This window comes from Variovorax sp. V15, assembly GCF_041154425.1.
GTDB classification, from domain to species: Bacteria; Pseudomonadota; Gammaproteobacteria; order Burkholderiales; family Burkholderiaceae_C; genus Variovorax; species Variovorax guangxiensis.
On record NZ_AP028659.1, the window covers coordinates 1,903,701 to 1,919,327 of the forward strand.

13 protein-coding genes are annotated in these 15,627 nt (G+C 68.0%); 7 read left to right on the forward strand and 6 right to left on the reverse strand.

The window, feature by feature from the left end; genetic code table 11:
• The first annotated feature begins 44 nt into the window (after nt 1-44).
• Both xsc and ACAM57_RS09040 read left to right on the forward strand, forming a co-directional pair.
• Nucleotides 45-1,868, forward strand: coding sequence for a sulfoacetaldehyde acetyltransferase (gene xsc / locus ACAM57_RS09035; protein WP_369661417.1), 1,824 nt, complete (start codon nt 45-47; stop codon nt 1,866-1,868).
• Nucleotides 1,869-1,882: 14 nt separating this feature from the next.
• Nucleotides 1,883-3,085 (forward strand): acetate/propionate family kinase, encoded by a 1,203-nt coding sequence (locus ACAM57_RS09040; protein ID WP_369661418.1) that lies wholly within the window; start codon nt 1,883-1,885, stop codon nt 3,083-3,085.
• Nucleotides 3,086-3,091: 6 nt separating this feature from the next.
• Here ACAM57_RS09040 and ACAM57_RS09045 read toward each other — a convergent pair whose 3' ends face one another.
• Nucleotides 3,092-4,024 carry a LysR family transcriptional regulator gene (locus ACAM57_RS09045; protein ID WP_184641629.1) on the reverse strand — a complete coding sequence of 311 codons (933 nt, stop codon included), beginning with the start codon at nt 4,022-4,024 and terminating at the stop codon, nt 3,092-3,094.
• An 83-nt stretch (nt 4,025-4,107) separates the two neighbouring features.
• Between ACAM57_RS09045 and ACAM57_RS09050 the strand changes: the two genes are divergently transcribed.
• The 3 genes from ACAM57_RS09050 (at nt 4,108) to ACAM57_RS09060 (ending at nt 8,821) form a co-directional block, all read left to right on the forward strand.
• Nucleotides 4,108-7,047 carry a molybdopterin-dependent oxidoreductase gene (locus ACAM57_RS09050; protein ID WP_369661419.1) on the forward strand — a complete coding sequence of 980 codons (2,940 nt, stop codon included), beginning with the start codon at nt 4,108-4,110 and terminating at the stop codon, nt 7,045-7,047.
• 110 nt (nt 7,048-7,157) lie between these two features.
• Complete coding sequence (locus ACAM57_RS09055; protein ID WP_369661420.1) at nt 7,158-7,883, forward strand: 4Fe-4S dicluster domain-containing protein; 726 nt, start codon at nt 7,158-7,160, stop codon at nt 7,881-7,883.
• Nucleotides 7,884-7,888: 5 nt separating this feature from the next.
• Nucleotides 7,889-8,821 (forward strand): dimethyl sulfoxide reductase anchor subunit family protein, encoded by a 933-nt coding sequence (locus ACAM57_RS09060; protein WP_369661421.1) that lies wholly within the window; start codon nt 7,889-7,891, stop codon nt 8,819-8,821.
• On the opposite strand, the gene ACAM57_RS09065 is transcribed toward ACAM57_RS09060, so the two are convergent.
• Nucleotides 8,818-9,747 carry an SMP-30/gluconolactonase/LRE family protein gene (locus tag ACAM57_RS09065; RefSeq protein ID WP_369661422.1) on the reverse strand — a complete coding sequence of 310 codons (930 nt, stop codon included), beginning with the start codon at nt 9,745-9,747 and terminating at the stop codon, nt 8,818-8,820. The two genes, ACAM57_RS09060 and ACAM57_RS09065, sit on opposite strands and share 4 nt — an antisense overlap.
• 54 nt (nt 9,748-9,801) lie before the next feature.
• Complete coding sequence (locus ACAM57_RS09070) at nt 9,802-10,968, reverse strand: serine hydrolase domain-containing protein (RefSeq protein WP_369661423.1); 1,167 nt, start codon at nt 10,966-10,968, stop codon at nt 9,802-9,804.
• 177 nt (nt 10,969-11,145) lie between these two features.
• On the opposite strand from ACAM57_RS09070, the gene ACAM57_RS09075 reads away from it, so the two are divergent.
• Both ACAM57_RS09075 and ACAM57_RS09080 read left to right on the forward strand, forming a co-directional pair.
• The gene (locus ACAM57_RS09075) at nt 11,146-11,550 is read left to right on the forward strand and encodes a response regulator (RefSeq protein ID WP_369661424.1); all 405 of its coding nucleotides are present in this window, start codon (nt 11,146-11,148) and stop codon (nt 11,548-11,550) included.
• On the forward strand, nt 11,502-11,885 hold the full coding sequence (locus tag ACAM57_RS09080) for a sensor histidine kinase (RefSeq protein WP_369661425.1): 384 nt from the start codon (nt 11,502-11,504) through the stop codon (nt 11,883-11,885). Before ACAM57_RS09075 ends, ACAM57_RS09080 begins: the two co-directional genes overlap by 49 nt.
• Here the strand turns inward: ACAM57_RS09080 and ACAM57_RS09085 are convergent.
• The 3 genes from ACAM57_RS09085 to ACAM57_RS09095 are packed head-to-tail and all read right to left on the reverse strand — an operon-like array spanning nt 11,854 to nt 15,467.
• On the reverse strand, nt 11,854-13,275 hold the full coding sequence (locus tag ACAM57_RS09085) for a DUF2314 domain-containing protein (RefSeq protein WP_369661426.1): 1,422 nt from the start codon (nt 13,273-13,275) through the stop codon (nt 11,854-11,856). The genes ACAM57_RS09080 and ACAM57_RS09085 overlap by 32 nt on opposite strands.
• Before the next feature lie 55 nt (nt 13,276-13,330).
• Nucleotides 13,331-14,131, reverse strand: coding sequence for a protein tyrosine phosphatase (locus tag ACAM57_RS09090; protein WP_184641638.1), 801 nt, complete (start codon nt 14,129-14,131; stop codon nt 13,331-13,333).
• A gap of 19 nt (nt 14,132-14,150) precedes the next feature.
• The gene (locus tag ACAM57_RS09095; RefSeq protein ID WP_369661427.1) at nt 14,151-15,467 is read right to left on the reverse strand and encodes a hypothetical protein; all 1,317 of its coding nucleotides are present in this window, start codon (nt 15,465-15,467) and stop codon (nt 14,151-14,153) included.
• Between the last annotated feature and the right edge of the window lie 160 nt (nt 15,468-15,627).

The window sequence follows — 15,627 nt, forward strand, 5'->3', positions numbered from 1 at the left end:
TTGGAGCGAAACCCGCCCCTTCATCCTTCCAGGAGACGCCTCCCATGAGCCAGAAGCAAGCCGCAGCCCCCGCACGCGAAGCCGTCAAGGGCGTGCAGAAGATGACGCCCTCCGAGGCTTTCGTCGAGACCATGGTCGCCAATGGCGTGACCGACATCTTCGGCATCATGGGCTCGGCCTTCATGGACGCGATGGACATCTTCGCGCCCGCGGGCATCCGCCTCATTCCGGTGGTGCACGAGCAGGGCGGCGCCCACATGGCCGACGGCTATGCGCGCGTGTCGGGCCGCCACGGCCTCGTCATCGGCCAGAACGGCCCCGGCATCAGCAACTGCGTGACGGCCGTCGCGGCCGCCTACTGGGCGCACAGCCCGGTCGTGATGATCACGCCCGAGACCGGCACCATGGGCATGGGCCTCGGCGGCTTCCAGGAAGCCAACCAGCTGCCGATGTTCCAGGAGTTCACGAAGTACCAGGGCCACGTCAACAACCCCAAGCGCATGGCCGAGTACACCGCGCGCTGCTTCGACCGCGCCATCTCGGAGATGGGCCCGACGCAGCTGAACATTCCGCGCGATTACTTCTACGGCGAGATCCAGTGCGAGATCCCGAAGCCGATGCGCGTGGAGCGCGGCGCGGGCGGCGAGAACAGCCTGAATGCGGCGGTCGAGTTGCTGGCCTCCGCAAAATTCCCGGTGATCCTCTCGGGCGGCGGCGTGGTCATGGGCGACGCGGTGGAGGAGTGCAAGGCCCTTGCCGAGCGCCTGGGCGCGCCGGTGGCCAACGGCTACCTGCGCAACGACTCCTTCCCCGCGAGCCATCCGCTGTGGGCCGGCCCGCTGGGCTACCAGGGCTCCAAGGCCGCGATGAAGCTGATCGCGCAGGCCGACGTGGTGCTCGCGCTCGGCTCGCGCATGGGCCCCTTCGGCACGCTGCCGCAGCACGGCATGGACTACTGGCCGAAGGAGGCGAAGATCATCCAGGTCGAGGCCGACCACACCAACCTGGGCCTGGTGAAGAAGATCACCGTGGGCATCCACGGCGACGCCAAGGCCACGGCCAAGGAGCTGCTCAAGCGCCTGCAGGGCAAGACACTGGCCTGCGATGCCACCAAGGCCGAGCGCGCCGAGAAGATCAAGGCCGAGAAGGCCGCGTGGGAGAAAGAGCTCGACGAGTGGACCCACGAGCGCGACCAGTTCAGCCTCGACGCCATCGAGGAAGCGAAAGGCGAGAAGACGCCCACCGGCGGCAGCTACCTGCACCCGCGCCAGGTGCTGCGCGAACTCGAGAAGGCCATGCCGCCGCGCGTGATGGTCTCCACCGACATCGGCAACATCAACGCCATCGCCAACAGCTACCTGCGCTTCGAGGAGCCGCGCAGCTTCTTCGCGCCGATGAGCTTCGGCAACTGCGGCTATTCGCTGCCCACCATGATCGGCGCCAAGTGCGCGGCGCCCGACCGCCCGGCCGTGGCCTATGCCGGCGACGGCGCCTGGGGCATGAGCATGGTCGAGATCATGACGGCCGTGCGCCACGACATCCCGGTGACGGCGGTGGTCTTCCACAACCGCCAGTGGGGCGCGGAGAAGAAGAACCAGGTCGACTTCTACAACCGCCGCTTCGTCGCCGGGGAGCTCGAGAGCGAGAGCTTCGCGGGCATCGCCAAGGCCATGGGCGCAGAGGGCATCGTGGTCGACAGGCTCGAGGACGTGGGACCGGCGCTGAAGAAGGCCATCGACATGCAGATGAACGAAGGCAAGACCTGCGTGATCGAGATCATGTGCACCCGCGAACTGGGCGACCCGTTCCGCCGCGACGCGCTGTCCAAGCCGGTGCGATTCCTCGACAAGTACAAGGACTACGTCTGAACTCGAGCCACCCCATGACCGGTTCGCTGCTGACGCTCAACGCGGGTTCGTCTTCCATCAAGGTCGCGCTGTTCGACGCGGCCGGCGATGGCGACGCGCCGTTGCCGGCGGCGCGCTGGTCGGGGCAGGCCGATGGGCTGGGCGCGGGCCTGAAGGCGCGGCTTCGTGTGCGAGATGCCGACGGGCAGGCCTTGCACGACGCGCCGCTCGAAGGCGCACAGGCTTCGCACCAGGGGGCGCTTGCGGCGCTGCTCGACTGGCACGCGAAGCAGTCGGGAGGAGGGCGCATCGCGGCCGTGGGCCATCGCATCGTGCATGGCGGCGCGGACTTCGTGGCGCCGGTGCGCATCGATGCCGGCGTGCTCGACGCGCTGGCGAAACTGGAACCGCTGGCGCCGCTGCACCAGCCGCACAACCTTGCGGGCGTGCGCGCGGCGATGGCGGCGTTCGACGGTGTGCTGCAGGTCGCCTGCTTCGACACCGCCTTCCACGCGGTGCAGCCCGAGGTCAACCGGCGCTTCGCGCTGCCGCGCGAGCTGCACGACGCGGGCGTGCGTCGCTACGGCTTCCACGGCCTTTCCTACGAATCCATCGTCGCGCAGTTCGCCCGTATCGCGCCCGAGCTCGCGCAGCGGCGCGTGATCGTCGCGCACCTGGGCAACGGCGCCTCGATGTGCGCCATCGCGCAAGGCCGATCGGTCGCGACGACGATGACCTTCTCGCCGCTCGACGGGCTGACCATGGGCACGCGCTGCGGCCAACTCGACGCGGCTGTCGTGCTCTACCTGATGCGCTCGCGCGGCATGTCGGCCGACGATGTCGAGGCGCTGCTGTTCCGCCAGTCGGGGCTGCTCGGCATCTCGGGCGTGTCCAGCGACATGCGCGTGCTGGAGGCCTCGGCCGAGCCTGCCGCCGCCGAGGCCATCGGCCACTTCGCCGAGCAGGTGGTGCAGCACATGGGCAGCCTCGCGGCGGCGCTGCGCGGCGTCGATGCCATCGTGTTCACCGGTGGCATCGGCGAGAACGGCGCGGCGTTGCGAGAACGCATCCTCGAAGACTGCGAGTGGCTGGGCGTGAATGTCGATGCCGCCGCGAACCGCAGCGGTGCCGCGCGGCTGACTACGGCCGAGAGTCCCGTCAGCGCGTGGGTGCTGCGCACCGATGAAGAAGCCGTGATCGCCAGGCACACGGCGCGTGTGCTGCGAGCCGCCGGCTGAAGACTTCTAGCGGCGCGGCACGATGGCGCCGCAGTGGCGCAAAAAATCCGCCGTCGCGCGGCCCAGCAGCTTGTCGCGGTGCATCACCGTCGCCAGCCGCCGCACGCCGGCCGGCAGCCTCGTGCGCAGCTCCACCAGATGCCCGTCTTCCAGCGCCTGCGCCACCGTGTAGCGCGAGAGGCACGCGAGCCCGGTGCCCGATGCCACCACGCGCTTGATGGCCTCGGTGCTGCCCAGCTCGAAGCCCACGTGCACCTGTTCCAGATTCTGGATCAGCCATGCGTCCGTCACCTGCCGGGTGCCAGAGCCGTGCTCGCGCAGCACCCAGGTGGCCTGCGAGAGCTGCCTGTGCGTGGCGACGCGGCCCGCCAGCTCGTGGCCGGGCGCAGCGACGATCACCAGTTCGTCTTCGCGCCAGGGCCGCACCACGAGGTCGGGGTGCGTCTGCGGGCCTTCGATGAAGCCCACGTCCACGTCGAAACCGGCCACTGCCTCGATCACGTCGTGCGTGTTCGCGATGTGCAGGTGCACTTGGCTCTGCGGATGCAGCGCCGTCCAGGTCGACACCCGCTCCGGCAGCAGGTACTCGCCGATGGTGAAGCTGGCCGCCACGCGCAGCGGCGCCGCATGCTCGCCGCTGAAAAGCGCCTCGACCTCCGCGGCCTGGTCGAGCAGCGCCTGTGCCTTGGGCAGCAAGGCACGGCCGTTCTCGTTGAGCACCAGCCGGCGCCCGAGCCGGTCGAAGAGCTGGACGCCCACCGAAGACTCCAGGTCGGCCAGGGCGCTGCTGGCGGCCGACTGCGAACGCGCGATGCGGTCCGCCGCGGCGCGGGTGCTGCCTTCGCGCGCTGTGGCGACGAAAACCTCGAGCTGGCGCAGGTTCAGGCGCAGGCGGGAGCTCGATGCGGTGCCCTGCTGCTGATCAGTTTTTCCGGTCATGGTGAGCGATATTCTCTGCTTTTTCGTTTGATCGAGGCTGCATACCATCGAGTGGACCCCGCCTGAAAACAAAGGACCGCCAAGTGTTCAGCTTCCTGTCTCGCGAGCCCGTGCACGACCCGCTGGTGGCGCCCACGCCCACGGCCGACACCACGGTCAAGACCACCACCTGCTACATGTGCGCCTGCCGCTGCGGCATTCGCGTGCACCTGCGGGAGGGCGAGAAGGGCCCCGAGGTGCGCTACATCGACGGCAACCCGAACCACCCGCTGAACCAGGGCGTGATCTGTGCCAAGGGCTCTTCGGGGATCATGAAGCAGGTGTCTCCCGCGCGCATCACGCAGCCGCTGCTGCGCAAGGCCGGCAGCGAGCGCGGAGCGGGCGAGTTCGAGCCGATCAGCTGGGAGCGCGCCTTCGATATGCTGACCGAGCGGCTCGCGAAGATCCGCGCCACCGATCCGAAGAAGTTCGCGCTCTTCACCGGGCGCGACCAGATGCAGGCGCTCACCGGCTTGTTCGCGCGGCAGTTCGGCACGCCCAACTACGCGGCGCATGGTGGCTTCTGCTCGGTGAACATGGCCGCGGGAATGATCTACACCATCGGCGGCAGCTTCTGGGAGTTCGGCGGGCCCGACCTGGAGCGCGCCAAGCTGTTCGTGATGATCGGCACGGCAGAGGACCATCACAGCAACCCGATGAAGATCGCCATCAGCAAGTTCAAGCGCGCGGGCGGGCGCTTCATCTCCATCAACCCGGTGCGCACCGGCTATTCGGCCATCGCCGACGAGTGGATTCCGATCAAGCCCGGCACCGACGGCGCGCTCTTCATGGCGCTGCTGCACGAGCTGATCGGCAACGAGCTGGTGGACCACGCGTTCCTCAAGCGCTTCACCAACGCGCCGCAGCTGGTGGTGCTCGACGACTGCGAGCGCGAAGGTCTGTTCGCCTTCGATCCCGAGCGAGGCCCACCGGGCGACGGCCGCAACCCGCACAACAAGCTGGTGTGGGACAAGGCCAGCGGCAGCGTGAAGCCGGCGTACCCCGAAGGCATCGCCGATGGTTGCGACCCCGCGCTCGAAGGCCACTACACGCTGGCCGACGGCACGCGCGTCGCGCCTTCGTTCCAGCTGCTGCGCGAGCGCGTCGCAAGCTGCACGCCCGAGTGGGCGCAGGCCATCACCGGCATCGACGCGGCACGCATCCGCAAGCTGGCGCGCGAGATGGGCGAGACCGCGCTGAAGCAGGCCTTCGAGCTGCCCATTCCATGGACCGACGCATGGGGCAAGCGGCACGAGACCACACAGGCCCGGCCCGTGGCCTTCCATGCGATGCGCGGGCTGGCTGCGCATTCCAACGGCTTCCAGACGGTGCGCGCGCTCGCGGTGCTGATGAGCGTGCTCGGCACCATCGATGCGCCGGGCGGCTTCAGGCACAAGGCGCCTTACCCGCGCCACATCGTGCCGAACTACCGCGCCTTCAACGACCCCGGAATGATCCAGCCGAACACGCCGCTCAATGCCGCGCCGCTGGGCTTTCCAGCCAGCCCCGACGAGCTGGCGATCAACCCCGACGGTTCGCCGATCCGCATCGACCATGCCTTCTCGTGGGAGCACCCGCTGTCGGCGCACGGGCTCATGCACAACGTGATCACCAATGCGGTGAAGGGCGACCCGTACCGCATCGACACGCTGCTGATCTTCATGGCCAACATGGCCTGGAACTCCAGCATGAACACCATGGCGGTGCGCGAGATGCTCAACCGCAAGGACGAGAAGGGCGAGCACATGATCCCCTTCCTGGTGGTGTGCGACGCCTTCCAGAGCGAGACCGTGGCATTCGCCGACCTCGTGCTGCCCGACACCACCTACCTGGAGCGCCACGACGTGATGGGCATGCTCGACCGGCCCATCTCGGAATTCGACGGGCCGGTGGATTCGGTGCGCATCCCGGTGGTGCCGCCCATGGGGCAGTGCAAGCCCTTCCAGGAGGTGCTGATCGAGCTGGCCTCGAGGCTGAAGTTTCCGGCCTTCACCACGCCCGAGGGTGGGCGCAAGTACAGCGGCTACCCCGACTTCATCGTCAACTTCGAGCCGCAGCCGGGCATCGGCTTTCTCATGGGATGGCGCGGCAAGGACGGCACCGAGCACCTGCGCGGCGCGCCCAACCCGAAGCAGTGGGAGGCCTACGAGAAGAACAACTGCGTTTTCCAGTACCACATGCCCGAGGGCATGCACTACATGCGCAACTGGAACCGCGAGTACCTCGACTTCGCGAAGGACAAGGGCTGGCGCCAGCGCAACGACCCGGTGCAGCTGGCGCTCTACTCCGACACGCTGCAGACCTTCAGGCTCGCGGCGCGGGGCAAGAGCGCGGGGCGGCAGCCGCCCGAGGCGCTGCGCGAGCGCATCGACAAGTATTTCGATCCGCTGCCCTTCTGGTATCCGCCGCTCGAAGAGGCCGCGACCGACCTCGATGCGTTTCCGCTCAACGCGCTCACGCAGCGGCCCATGGCCATGTACCACTCGTGGGACTCGCAGAACGCATGGCTGCGGCAGATCCACAGCCACAACTACCTGCACGTGAACCCGGTGACGGCGCAGGCCGCGGGCATCGCCGACGGCGGCTGGTGCTGGGTCGAGAGCCGTTGGGGCAAGGTGCGCTGCATGCTGCGCCACAGTGAGGCGGTGGAGCCGGGCACCGTGTGGACCTGGAACGCCATCGGCAAGGCCGACGGCGCATGGCAACTCGCGCCGGGCGCGGACGAGGCGCGCAAGGGCTTCCTGCTCAATCACCTCATCAGCGAGGAGCTGCCCTGCGCGGGCACCGCGAGCGGAACCATCAGCAACTCCGACCCGATCACCGGGCAGGCCGGCTGGTACGACGTGCGGGTGCGCATACGGCCGGCCGATCCGGGCGAGCCCGAGGAGAGCTATCCGCAGGTCGCGAGCATGCCGGCGGTGCCCGGCGTGCTGGGCAAGGCGGCGAGCGTGCTGACCTACTTCGCGGGGAGGAACAGGAAATGATGCAATGGCTCAAGGACCTGATGGCGCCGGCTCCGGTTTTGCCCCCTCTCCCGCTTGCGGGAGAGGGCTGGGGTGAGGGCGGCACCGCTGGAGTTGGACGCGGTGGGGTGATGAAAGCCGTTGCACCCTCACCCCAACCCTCTCCCGCAAGCGGGAGAGGGAGCAATACCGGCACAGCTCGTGCCGAGCCCGGTGAAACTCTCGCCAAGCAGCTGGCGCTGGTCATCGACCTCAACGTCTGCGTCGGCTGCCATGCCTGCGTGACCTCGTGCAAGCAATGGAACACCTCCGGCAGCGCCGGACCGCTTGCCGACGAGCGACCCTACGCGGCCGACCCCACCGGCACCTTCTTCAACCGCGTGCAGACCTACGAGGCCGGCGCATTCCCGGTCACCGAGACCATCCACTTTCCCAAGAGCTGCCTGCACTGCGAAGACCCGCCGTGCGTACCGGTGTGCCCCACGGGCGCGAGCTACAAGCGCAAGGAAGACGGCATCGTGCTCGTCGACTACGACAAGTGCATCGGCTGCAAGTACTGCGCATGGGCCTGCCCTTACGGCGCGCGCGAGCTCGACGAGGAGCGCCAGGTCATGACCAAGTGCACGCTGTGCGTTGACAGAATCCACGACGAGCAACTGCCCAAGGAAGACCGCAAGCCCGCCTGCGTGAAGGCCTGCCCGACCGGCGCGCGGCTCTTCGGCGACGTGAAGGACCCTGACTCCGACGTGTCGAAGGCGATCCGCGAGCGCGGCGGCTACCAGCTCATGCCCGAGTGGGAGACCAACCCGGCCAATCGCTATCTGCCGAGGCGGATCACGCCTTCGGAACAGGAGTAGGCCGCATGCATCCGGCGTTCTCGATTCTTTTCTTCACCACGCTGGCCGGCGCCGCGCAGGGGCTGGTGTTCGCGCTCGCGCTGGCCGTGCTCTTCGGGCTCGAACTCGCGCCGGGCTTCCTGGCCCTGGCGCTGGGCGTGGCCGAGGTGCTGCTGGTGGCCGGACTGGCCGCCTCGTTCATGCACCTGGGCCGCAAGACGCGCGCGTGGCGCGCGGTGCTGATGTGGCGCACCTCGTGGATGTCGCGCGAGGTGATCGTGCTGCCGGCCTTCATCGCGCTGGTGGCGCTGTGGTGGCTGTCGCTGCGGCTGGGTGTCGGCGCGCCGTGGTCATGGTTGTTGCCGGTGCTCGCGCTGTGCGGCGCGGTGCTGCTCTGGTACTGCACCGCGATGATCTACGCCTGCCTGCGCTTCATCGAGGAATGGGCGCATCCGCTGACCATTCTCAACTTCACGCTGATCGGGTTGTCGTCCGGTCTGGTGCTGGCCTGCGCGATGGCGGCGCTGGCCGGCGAGGCGCGCCTCGTGCACGCGTTCGGGCCCAATGCGCTCGTCGCCACTCTGGCGGCATGGGCGGCGCGCGGCACGGCGCTGCGGCGCAACGCGGGCATTCGCCACAAGTCGACGCTGCAGTCGGCCACCGGCATCCGCACGCAGAAGCTGGTGCAGAAGTCGATGGGCATGTCGGCCGGCTCGTTCAACACGCGCGAGTTCTTCCATGGCGCTTCGCTCGCGGCGCTGGGCAACATGAAGCTGGGCTTCCAGCTGCTGGCCTTCGTGTTGCCAGCGCTGTTGCTCGCGTGGGGCATCGCCGGCGCGGGAACGTTGCCGTGGCTGCTCGCGGCGCTGGTGCAGGCGCCGGGGCTGCTGGCGGAGCGCTGGTTCTTCTTCGCGCAGGCCCGGCATCCGCAGAACCTGTACTACCAGGTGGTTTCCTAGGCTTCGAAGTTCAGCGCGAGGCCGGGCGTGGGCCAGTCGTCGATGGCGATCAGCCGCCCGCTGCCCGAGAGCGTGACATAGGCCGTGCGCCGGTCTCGTCCTCCGAAGCAGATGTTGGTTGTGTAGCGGTCGGGCAGCGGCACGTGCTCGACCGCGCCGCCGTCGGGCGCCACGATGCTGATGCCGCCGTGCAGCAGCGTCGCCACGCAGAGATTGCCGAGCGCGTCGACCGCCATCGAATCGAAGCGCTGGTAGTGCCCGCCCGGCGAGGCGCAGAGCATGCGGCCGCCGTGCGGCGAGGGCCAGCCGTCCTTGCGCACGCGGCCGGGCGCCGTGATGTCGAAGGCCCAGACGCGCGCGCCCTCGGTCTCGGCGTAGTAGAGCGTGCCGCCGTCGGGCGAGAGGGCGATGCCGTTGGGCGTCATCACCGGCCGCGCGATCACGCTGGCGGTGCTGCCGTCGGCATGGCCGTAGAAGAGGCCGCCGCGGTCCATGTCGCGCTCGCGCACCTTGCCCAGGTCGGTGAAGTAGAAGCCGCCATGAGCATCGAACACGATGTCGTTGGGCCCGCACAGGGCGCCGCCATCCACCGTGTCGTAGAGGCGCTCGGCATGGCCGGTCGCGAGGTTCACGCGCTCGATGCGTCCACCCGAGTAGTCCTCGGCCTGCCCGACGGGCCGCATGCAGCCGTCGGCCTCGGTGTGCCACCTGAAGCCGCCGTTGTTGCAGACGTAGACCGCGCCATCAGGCCCGATGGCCGCGCCGTTGGGCCCGCCGCCCAGGTCGGCCACCACCTGCACGAGGCCGTCGGCGCGCACGCGCGTGAGCGTGCCGCACGCGATCTCCACCAGCAGTACGGAGCCGTCGTCCATGGCGATCGGGCCTTCGGGAAACTGCAGGCCGGTGGCGAGTTCGCGGATGCGCATCGAGGGCTCCTCGGTGATCGGGCGGGCCTCCAGTTTGCGCCAGATCGGTCCGGATCAGCGCAGCAGGGCCTGCACCCAGGCGATGCGCCGCAGCCGCATCACGAAGCTGCAGCGGCTGAGCCTGCAGCGCAGCTGCGCGAAAAGCGGCTTGGCGGTGGGCTCATCGCCGTTCAGGCCGTTCAGCCCGGCCATGAGCCGGTCGAGCACCGCCGAAGCGCGCACGCCGCCTTCGCGCTGGCCGGCGAGCGAAAGCGCGAAGCTCGCGCTGCCGCCGTCGGTGTCGACCACCGCGTCGGACTGCGTCTCGGCCAGCGAGGCTTCAGCGCCGCCGCGTGCGTGCCGCAGCACCGGGCGGCCTTGCACGAGCGCGCCTGTCCATCCGAGTGCGTAGCCGCCGGGTGCGAGTCCGCGCAGGCGCTCCACGTAGCTGGAGGGCAGGGGCGTTTGGTCGCCCTGCAATGCGCGCAGGTGCCAGCGCAGCCAGCCGGCGTAGGTCGACGCCGTGGTGGCGAAGCGGCCGGCCGGCATGATCGCGTCGAGCCAGGCCTGCGGGCTGGCGGGGCCGCGTGCATCGGCTTCGCGCCAGGTGCCGGCGATGGCGAGCGGGCGGGCCAGTTCCTGCTCGAACATCGCGCGGTAGCTCAGGCCGGTGGCGCGTTCCATCATCGTGGTCGCGAGTGCGTAGCCTGCGTTCGAATAGCGGAAGCCGGTGCTGTCGGCCGCGGGCGGCTGGCGCACCAGCCAGCGCGCGAAGAAGAGGCGGCGCCCGGCGTCGGTGGTGGGCAGTGCGCCGGCAGGCACGGCCTCGGGGAGAACGGACAGGAAGCGGCCGAACTCTTCTTCGGTGGTGAAGGCGGGCAGGCCGGCGCGGTGCGCGAGCAGGTCTTCGAGCGTCACGTTGCGGTAGGCGGGCAGCATCAGGCGGCGCAGTTCGGGCAGGGCCTCGGCGATGCGCGTGTTCCAGCGCAGGGAGCCGCGCTCGACCAGGCGCGCGGCGATCACGGCCGTCATCGCCTTCGCGTCGGCGCCCACCGGAAAGAGCACCCTGGCGCCAATCAGGCCCGCGCCTTCGAAGTCGCCATCCAACGCCGTGACGCGGCCCGTGACGGCGTCGGCGCGCTGTTGCAGGCCGGGGGCGGCCGGCTGCGGGCCGGCATCTTGGTTGCCGCAGGCCGACAGGAGCGCGGCGGCGACGAGCAGGGTTGCGAAGGCGGTGTTCACTCTGTACGACTCCGTTTTGCTCGGGCTGCCGCCGGTGCGCGCGGACGGCGGCCCGGAAGACCGGGGAGACCAGGAAGAAGGAAGGCGAGGAAGGCGAGGAAGGCGAGGGAAGACCGCATCATTGTTCGCCTCCGAACCTTTGGCAATGCTTAAGGTTCCCGCCGGACAATCCGGGCGATGCACCTCCTGCTCATCGAAGACGACCTGGACCTGGGCCGCGCCCTCTCGCAGGCGCTGAAGGCCGAGGGCTTCAGCATCGAGTGGCTGCGCCGCATCGCCGACGCACCGCGCTCCTTCGACGGCGATGCCTGCGGCTGCGTGCTGCTCGACGTGAGCCTGCCCGACGGCTCGGGGCTGCAGCTGCTGTCGCGCTGGCGCTGCTCGGGCGTGACGGTGCCCATCGTGGTCATCACCCCGCGTTCGGCCCTCGAAGACCGGCTTGCGGGCCTGGACGGCGGCGCCGACGACTACGTGGTCAAGCCCTTCGCCACGCCGGAGTTGGTGGCTCCGACAGCCTGGTCTTCGAACTGCCCGTGCCGCTGTCCGAGTCGGTGCTGCGCAATCTGCTCGACAACGCGGTGAAGTACGTGGAAACCGGCGGGCAGGTGGTGGTGACGCCGCGGCGCGAGGCGCAGGGGCTGGTTCTTTCCGTGGTCGACAGCGGGCCCGGCATTCCGGTCGAGGAGCACGAGCTGGTGTTCGAACGCTTCCATCGCGGCTCGGCCACGCTCGCGCAGGGCACGGGGCTGGGGCTGTCGATAGCGCGTCAAGCCTGCCAGCGCATGGGCGGCACCATCGGGCTCGCGCAGGCGCCCGGCGGACGGGGATGCGCGTTCACCGTCTTCATTCCCGGCGGGCAGCCGGCTGCTGTTGCTGCCGCTACTGCTACTTCTTCGCGCCCTGCATGCGCGCGATGATCTTCGACGTCTCGTTGCCTTCCCGGCGGCCATCCGGATAGATGCGGATGTAGTCGAAGACCTTGGCCTGCGAGACCTTCACCATCTGGCCGGCGTGGAGGCCCTGGACGTCGACAGGCTCGTTCTTCAGCAAGCCCTCGATGGCATCGCCGTTCCAGCGGGCGACCTCCACCCACATCCATTCGTTGCCGCCTGCGGCCGTGGTGAACGGGGCCTTCACGAGGATGTATTCGCCGGGCTGCAGGCCCTTGATGAATGCGTCGCGCAGCTTGGGCAACTGAGCGGTGGCGGCCTTGCTGGCGGCGAGCAGTTCGTCGTTGTGCTTCAGGCGGGTGACCGGGTCTTCGTCGGCGCCGAACACCGAGCTCAGCAGGGCATTCTGCTGCGCGTAGCGGTCGGGGCCCTTGTAGCGGTCGAAGCGGATCTCGTAGAGCCTGTTCTGTGGATCGCCGCTTTCCCAGGTGCCGTTGACGAGCGAGAGCCTTGCCACCGCGGCGGCGTTGGGCTTCAGCCCCGAGAGCAGCGGGTCGCGCGCGCCTGCATGCTTGAGCGCGCGCAGGTCCATGTCGAACTGTCCGGGCTTCGCCAGCGTGATGCCCTCGGCCATCGCCTGGGAGAAGGCATTGAGCAGGCTGCCCATGGGCCGGTTGCTCGACCACGAGAAATCGCTCACCACCACGTCGGGCAGGCCGAACTTGCCCATGCCGAGCGTGATGGCCCGCACCATCTCGCCGCTGCGGTAAGCGTGGATGGTCATGTGCTGCGACACGTCGGGCAGGCCGTTGGCCCAGCTGTCGATGCGCCGCTTCTGCCATTCGTCGGGCGAGAAGACTTCGCGCGTCTCCTCGTCCCACAGCAGGCCGCCGGTGTCGCGCGCGACCTGTAGCGTGACCTGCAGCGCCTTCTGCATGGCGGCGGACGACTGCTGCGAGGGGTGCGCGAAATCGAGGATCAGCGCCTTGTCCGCCTTCTGCAGCGCTTCCGCCTGCTCGCGCGAGATGCCGCGGCCGAAGCGCTGCAGCGACTCCATGTCGGGCGCGCGGTATTCCTTCAGCACGGTGGCGGTGTTCCAGTTCGCAAAGACCACGGGCGCGCTGACGGAGGAGGGCGTCGGCATCGACGCCAGGAGCTTCGGGCTGCCGCCGGTCTTGCCGAGCGCGCCGCGCAGCGCGGCCATCGGGTCGGTGGCCGGCGTCTTGGCGTAGTAGATGGCGAACTGGAACCGGACGGGGCCGGCCTGCTGCGGAGAGCCTGCGGGCACCGGCACGCCGGGGACGGGCTTGGCGGCGGCCTGCGTTGCGGCCGGCGGCGTGGCCGGCGTTGCTGCGAGGGCCGAGGTGCCCATCGAAAGGATGAGCGCGGCGAGCGCGAGGCGAAACGGCAGGTTCATGTTCGTGTTGTCGTTGTGGCTGCGATGCCGCCATTCTTTTCTACGTCCAGTTCCGTCACCTGGACGCGCGATCCGCATGAAACTGCTTCAATATTTCCAGCCGAGCCCGCAAGTGAGGGAACTTGGGTTGTTGCGTGTCGTGCACATGCCCATCCAATGCATAGCCAGTCGATATCGCCTGGCGTTCGATGATCTGTGCGAAGGGCGTGGAGCCGGCATGCTGATGAATATCAAGCAAGGCGAGGGCCGTGGCTGTCCGGCCTTTTCCACCGCGACAATGAAAGTGAAGATGGCTGCCGGCAGGCAGGGAGTCGAACAGCTCGACCAGGGCGTTCAACGCCGCAGCATCGGGTGCGCAATGATCATCCACGGGCAGACGCACATACCGCACGTCGTCGTCCTCAACGAGACGCTTCTCGCTGCAGACTTGCTCTACCTGCCACGTCTCGCCACCTGGTGCGCCGAGCTGCACCTGCGTCTTGGTTGTCACCGTGACTTCCGGTGAGTTCGAGACGATGGTCAAGCGCAAACGTTCCAGCTCCTCGGCATCGGCCGGGGAAAGACCTGCACAGCCCCAGTTGCTGCCCGCCGCGTACCAACTGATAGCGGCGCCGTTGATGAATCCGTGTGATTCCTTGCGAAGATCCACCACCACGAAGGTCGCTGGTTGCCTCTGGATGACGGTGGCGTGCAGTTGTTGCCAGCCGGCCATCGAAAACTGCGCGCTGCCGGAGGTGGTGAAGGCTCCTGTCGGTTGCCAGGACGATTGCAGGCGCGGTACTTCCGGCACGTCGGAATCCAGTACCAGGCGGGCAAAAGAGGCGTCAGGCGAAGGCGCGGGCGTGCGGTATGACAATGGAAAGCCCTGTCGAGAGCTACACCATGCCCGGCGGCCGGATGGGGGTGAACTTTTCGAATGCAACCATGTTCCGGCCGGCGAGCAGGGGCTGCAGCACCAATTGGGCGGCAACGACCGCACCCGGGGCATTGAACTCAAGGAAGTGCCAGCGCAGATTGGTGTGTGGGTCGCGAAAGCTCATGTGATCCTGTCCGACGATGGTGCCGCGTATTCCCGGCGCCAGCGTGCTGATCAGATGCTCGGTACCGCCATCGCCGAAGCCGTTGACCCTGCGCTTGGCATGACCATCGTGCATCAGGTTGGTGGTGGACCCCAATCCTAGCAAGACGCGGCCGGCCGAAGTGCGATGCAAGGCCGCGATGGGGATGCTGCCTTTGATCAGGAGTTCGCGTGTGCGGATGGTGTCGCGCAGGCCCAGATATTGTTGTTCGGCGATGTCGCCGGTATTGGTGTGATGGCCGTTGTTCAGAACGTCGGTCGCCGGCAAGCCCAGCCAGGCCGAAGCCACGTCGTGGCGGTGCACGTCGAAGATGGTCGCGGCCGGCACGAGCGCGAGATCCACCGTCACTACACCGTACATGCTGACGAAAGGTATTCCGCGCGTGGACAGCGCGGGTCTGTTGGAGACGCCGGTGGAAATGTAGCGCTTGTTGCCGCCCCAGCCGCGTGTATGAGTCAGGATCTGCTGGGCTTCAGTCAGCGCGATTCCCGCGCCCACGCCGTGCATGAAGGCTCCCCCGACCTCGGTGAGCTGGGCATTCACGGTGCCGAGCACGGAGCGCAGCGGTCGCCCCTGCGTGATGGCCATGGCATCGAATGCGCTCAGGCCGCGGGTGACGAAACGCTTGACGTGCGTGGCCGAGGTGGTGAGCGAAATGTAGTGACGAGGGGGAACATTGTTGTCACCGTGGCGATGGTAGACGTCGTTATGTGCGAGCAGCGGGCGGCCGATGAGATGGAAGCGGCCTTCGCCGAAGAAGACGGTACCAACCTTGGCCCTGATACCTCCGACCCGCATGAAGCAATCTGACGAATGAGGGAGGTTGTCCACGAAATCGAGTACTCCGCGATAGCGGAGCAATAGCGCACCTTTGAGTCGCGGCCAGTTGCCGCCACCGTTCAGATGCGCCTTCTCATAGGTGTGTAGCGCGGTATGAATCGCATTGAAGTCTGCAGCTACAGCAAGGTTCTGCGCCAGCGCGTTGGCCGCCTCGGTCGAGTGGCGCTTCCGCATGTTCTTGTTGATACCGAACAGCGCCGAGATTTCGTCACGCCGGCCGTGGTGGCTGGGCGGTGCGACGGGATCAGGAACAAACGAGTACTTATCTCGCATGGTGGCTGCAATTGCCCGAAGTAGACGGGACCATCACATATTCCTTGTGTGAGTATGGAGGTCCGGGCATCTTGGTGCTCGATTGCAGGCCGTTCCATTACGGTCTATTACAGACTCTCGAGAAACGGCCGACTTCTGACGATGTCGCTGGAGGCCGGCG

Excerpts from the sequence above, each read along its gene's own strand:
- ACAM57_RS09055 (WP_369661420.1), top strand. The coding sequence starts at position 7,158 with ATGAAAGCCGTTGCACCCTCACCCCAACCCTCTCCCGCAAGCGGGAGA.
- ACAM57_RS09045 (WP_184641629.1), bottom strand. The coding sequence starts at position 4,024 with ATGACCGGAAAAACTGATCAGCAGCAGGGCACCGCATCGAGCTCCCGC.
- xsc (WP_369661417.1), top strand. The coding sequence starts at position 45 with ATGAGCCAGAAGCAAGCCGCAGCCCCCGCACGCGAAGCCGTCAAGGGC.
- ACAM57_RS09040 (WP_369661418.1), top strand. The coding sequence starts at position 1,883 with ATGACCGGTTCGCTGCTGACGCTCAACGCGGGTTCGTCTTCCATCAAG.
- ACAM57_RS09085 (WP_369661426.1), bottom strand. The coding sequence starts at position 13,275 with ATGAACCTGCCGTTTCGCCTCGCGCTCGCCGCGCTCATCCTTTCGATG.
- ACAM57_RS09060 (WP_369661421.1), top strand. The coding sequence starts at position 7,889 with ATGCATCCGGCGTTCTCGATTCTTTTCTTCACCACGCTGGCCGGCGCC.
- ACAM57_RS09075 (WP_369661424.1), top strand. The coding sequence starts at position 11,146 with ATGCACCTCCTGCTCATCGAAGACGACCTGGACCTGGGCCGCGCCCTC.
- ACAM57_RS09065 (WP_369661422.1), bottom strand. The coding sequence starts at position 9,747 with ATGCGCATCCGCGAACTCGCCACCGGCCTGCAGTTTCCCGAAGGCCCG.
- ACAM57_RS09095 (WP_369661427.1), bottom strand. The coding sequence starts at position 15,467 with ATGCGAGATAAGTACTCGTTTGTTCCTGATCCCGTCGCACCGCCCAGC.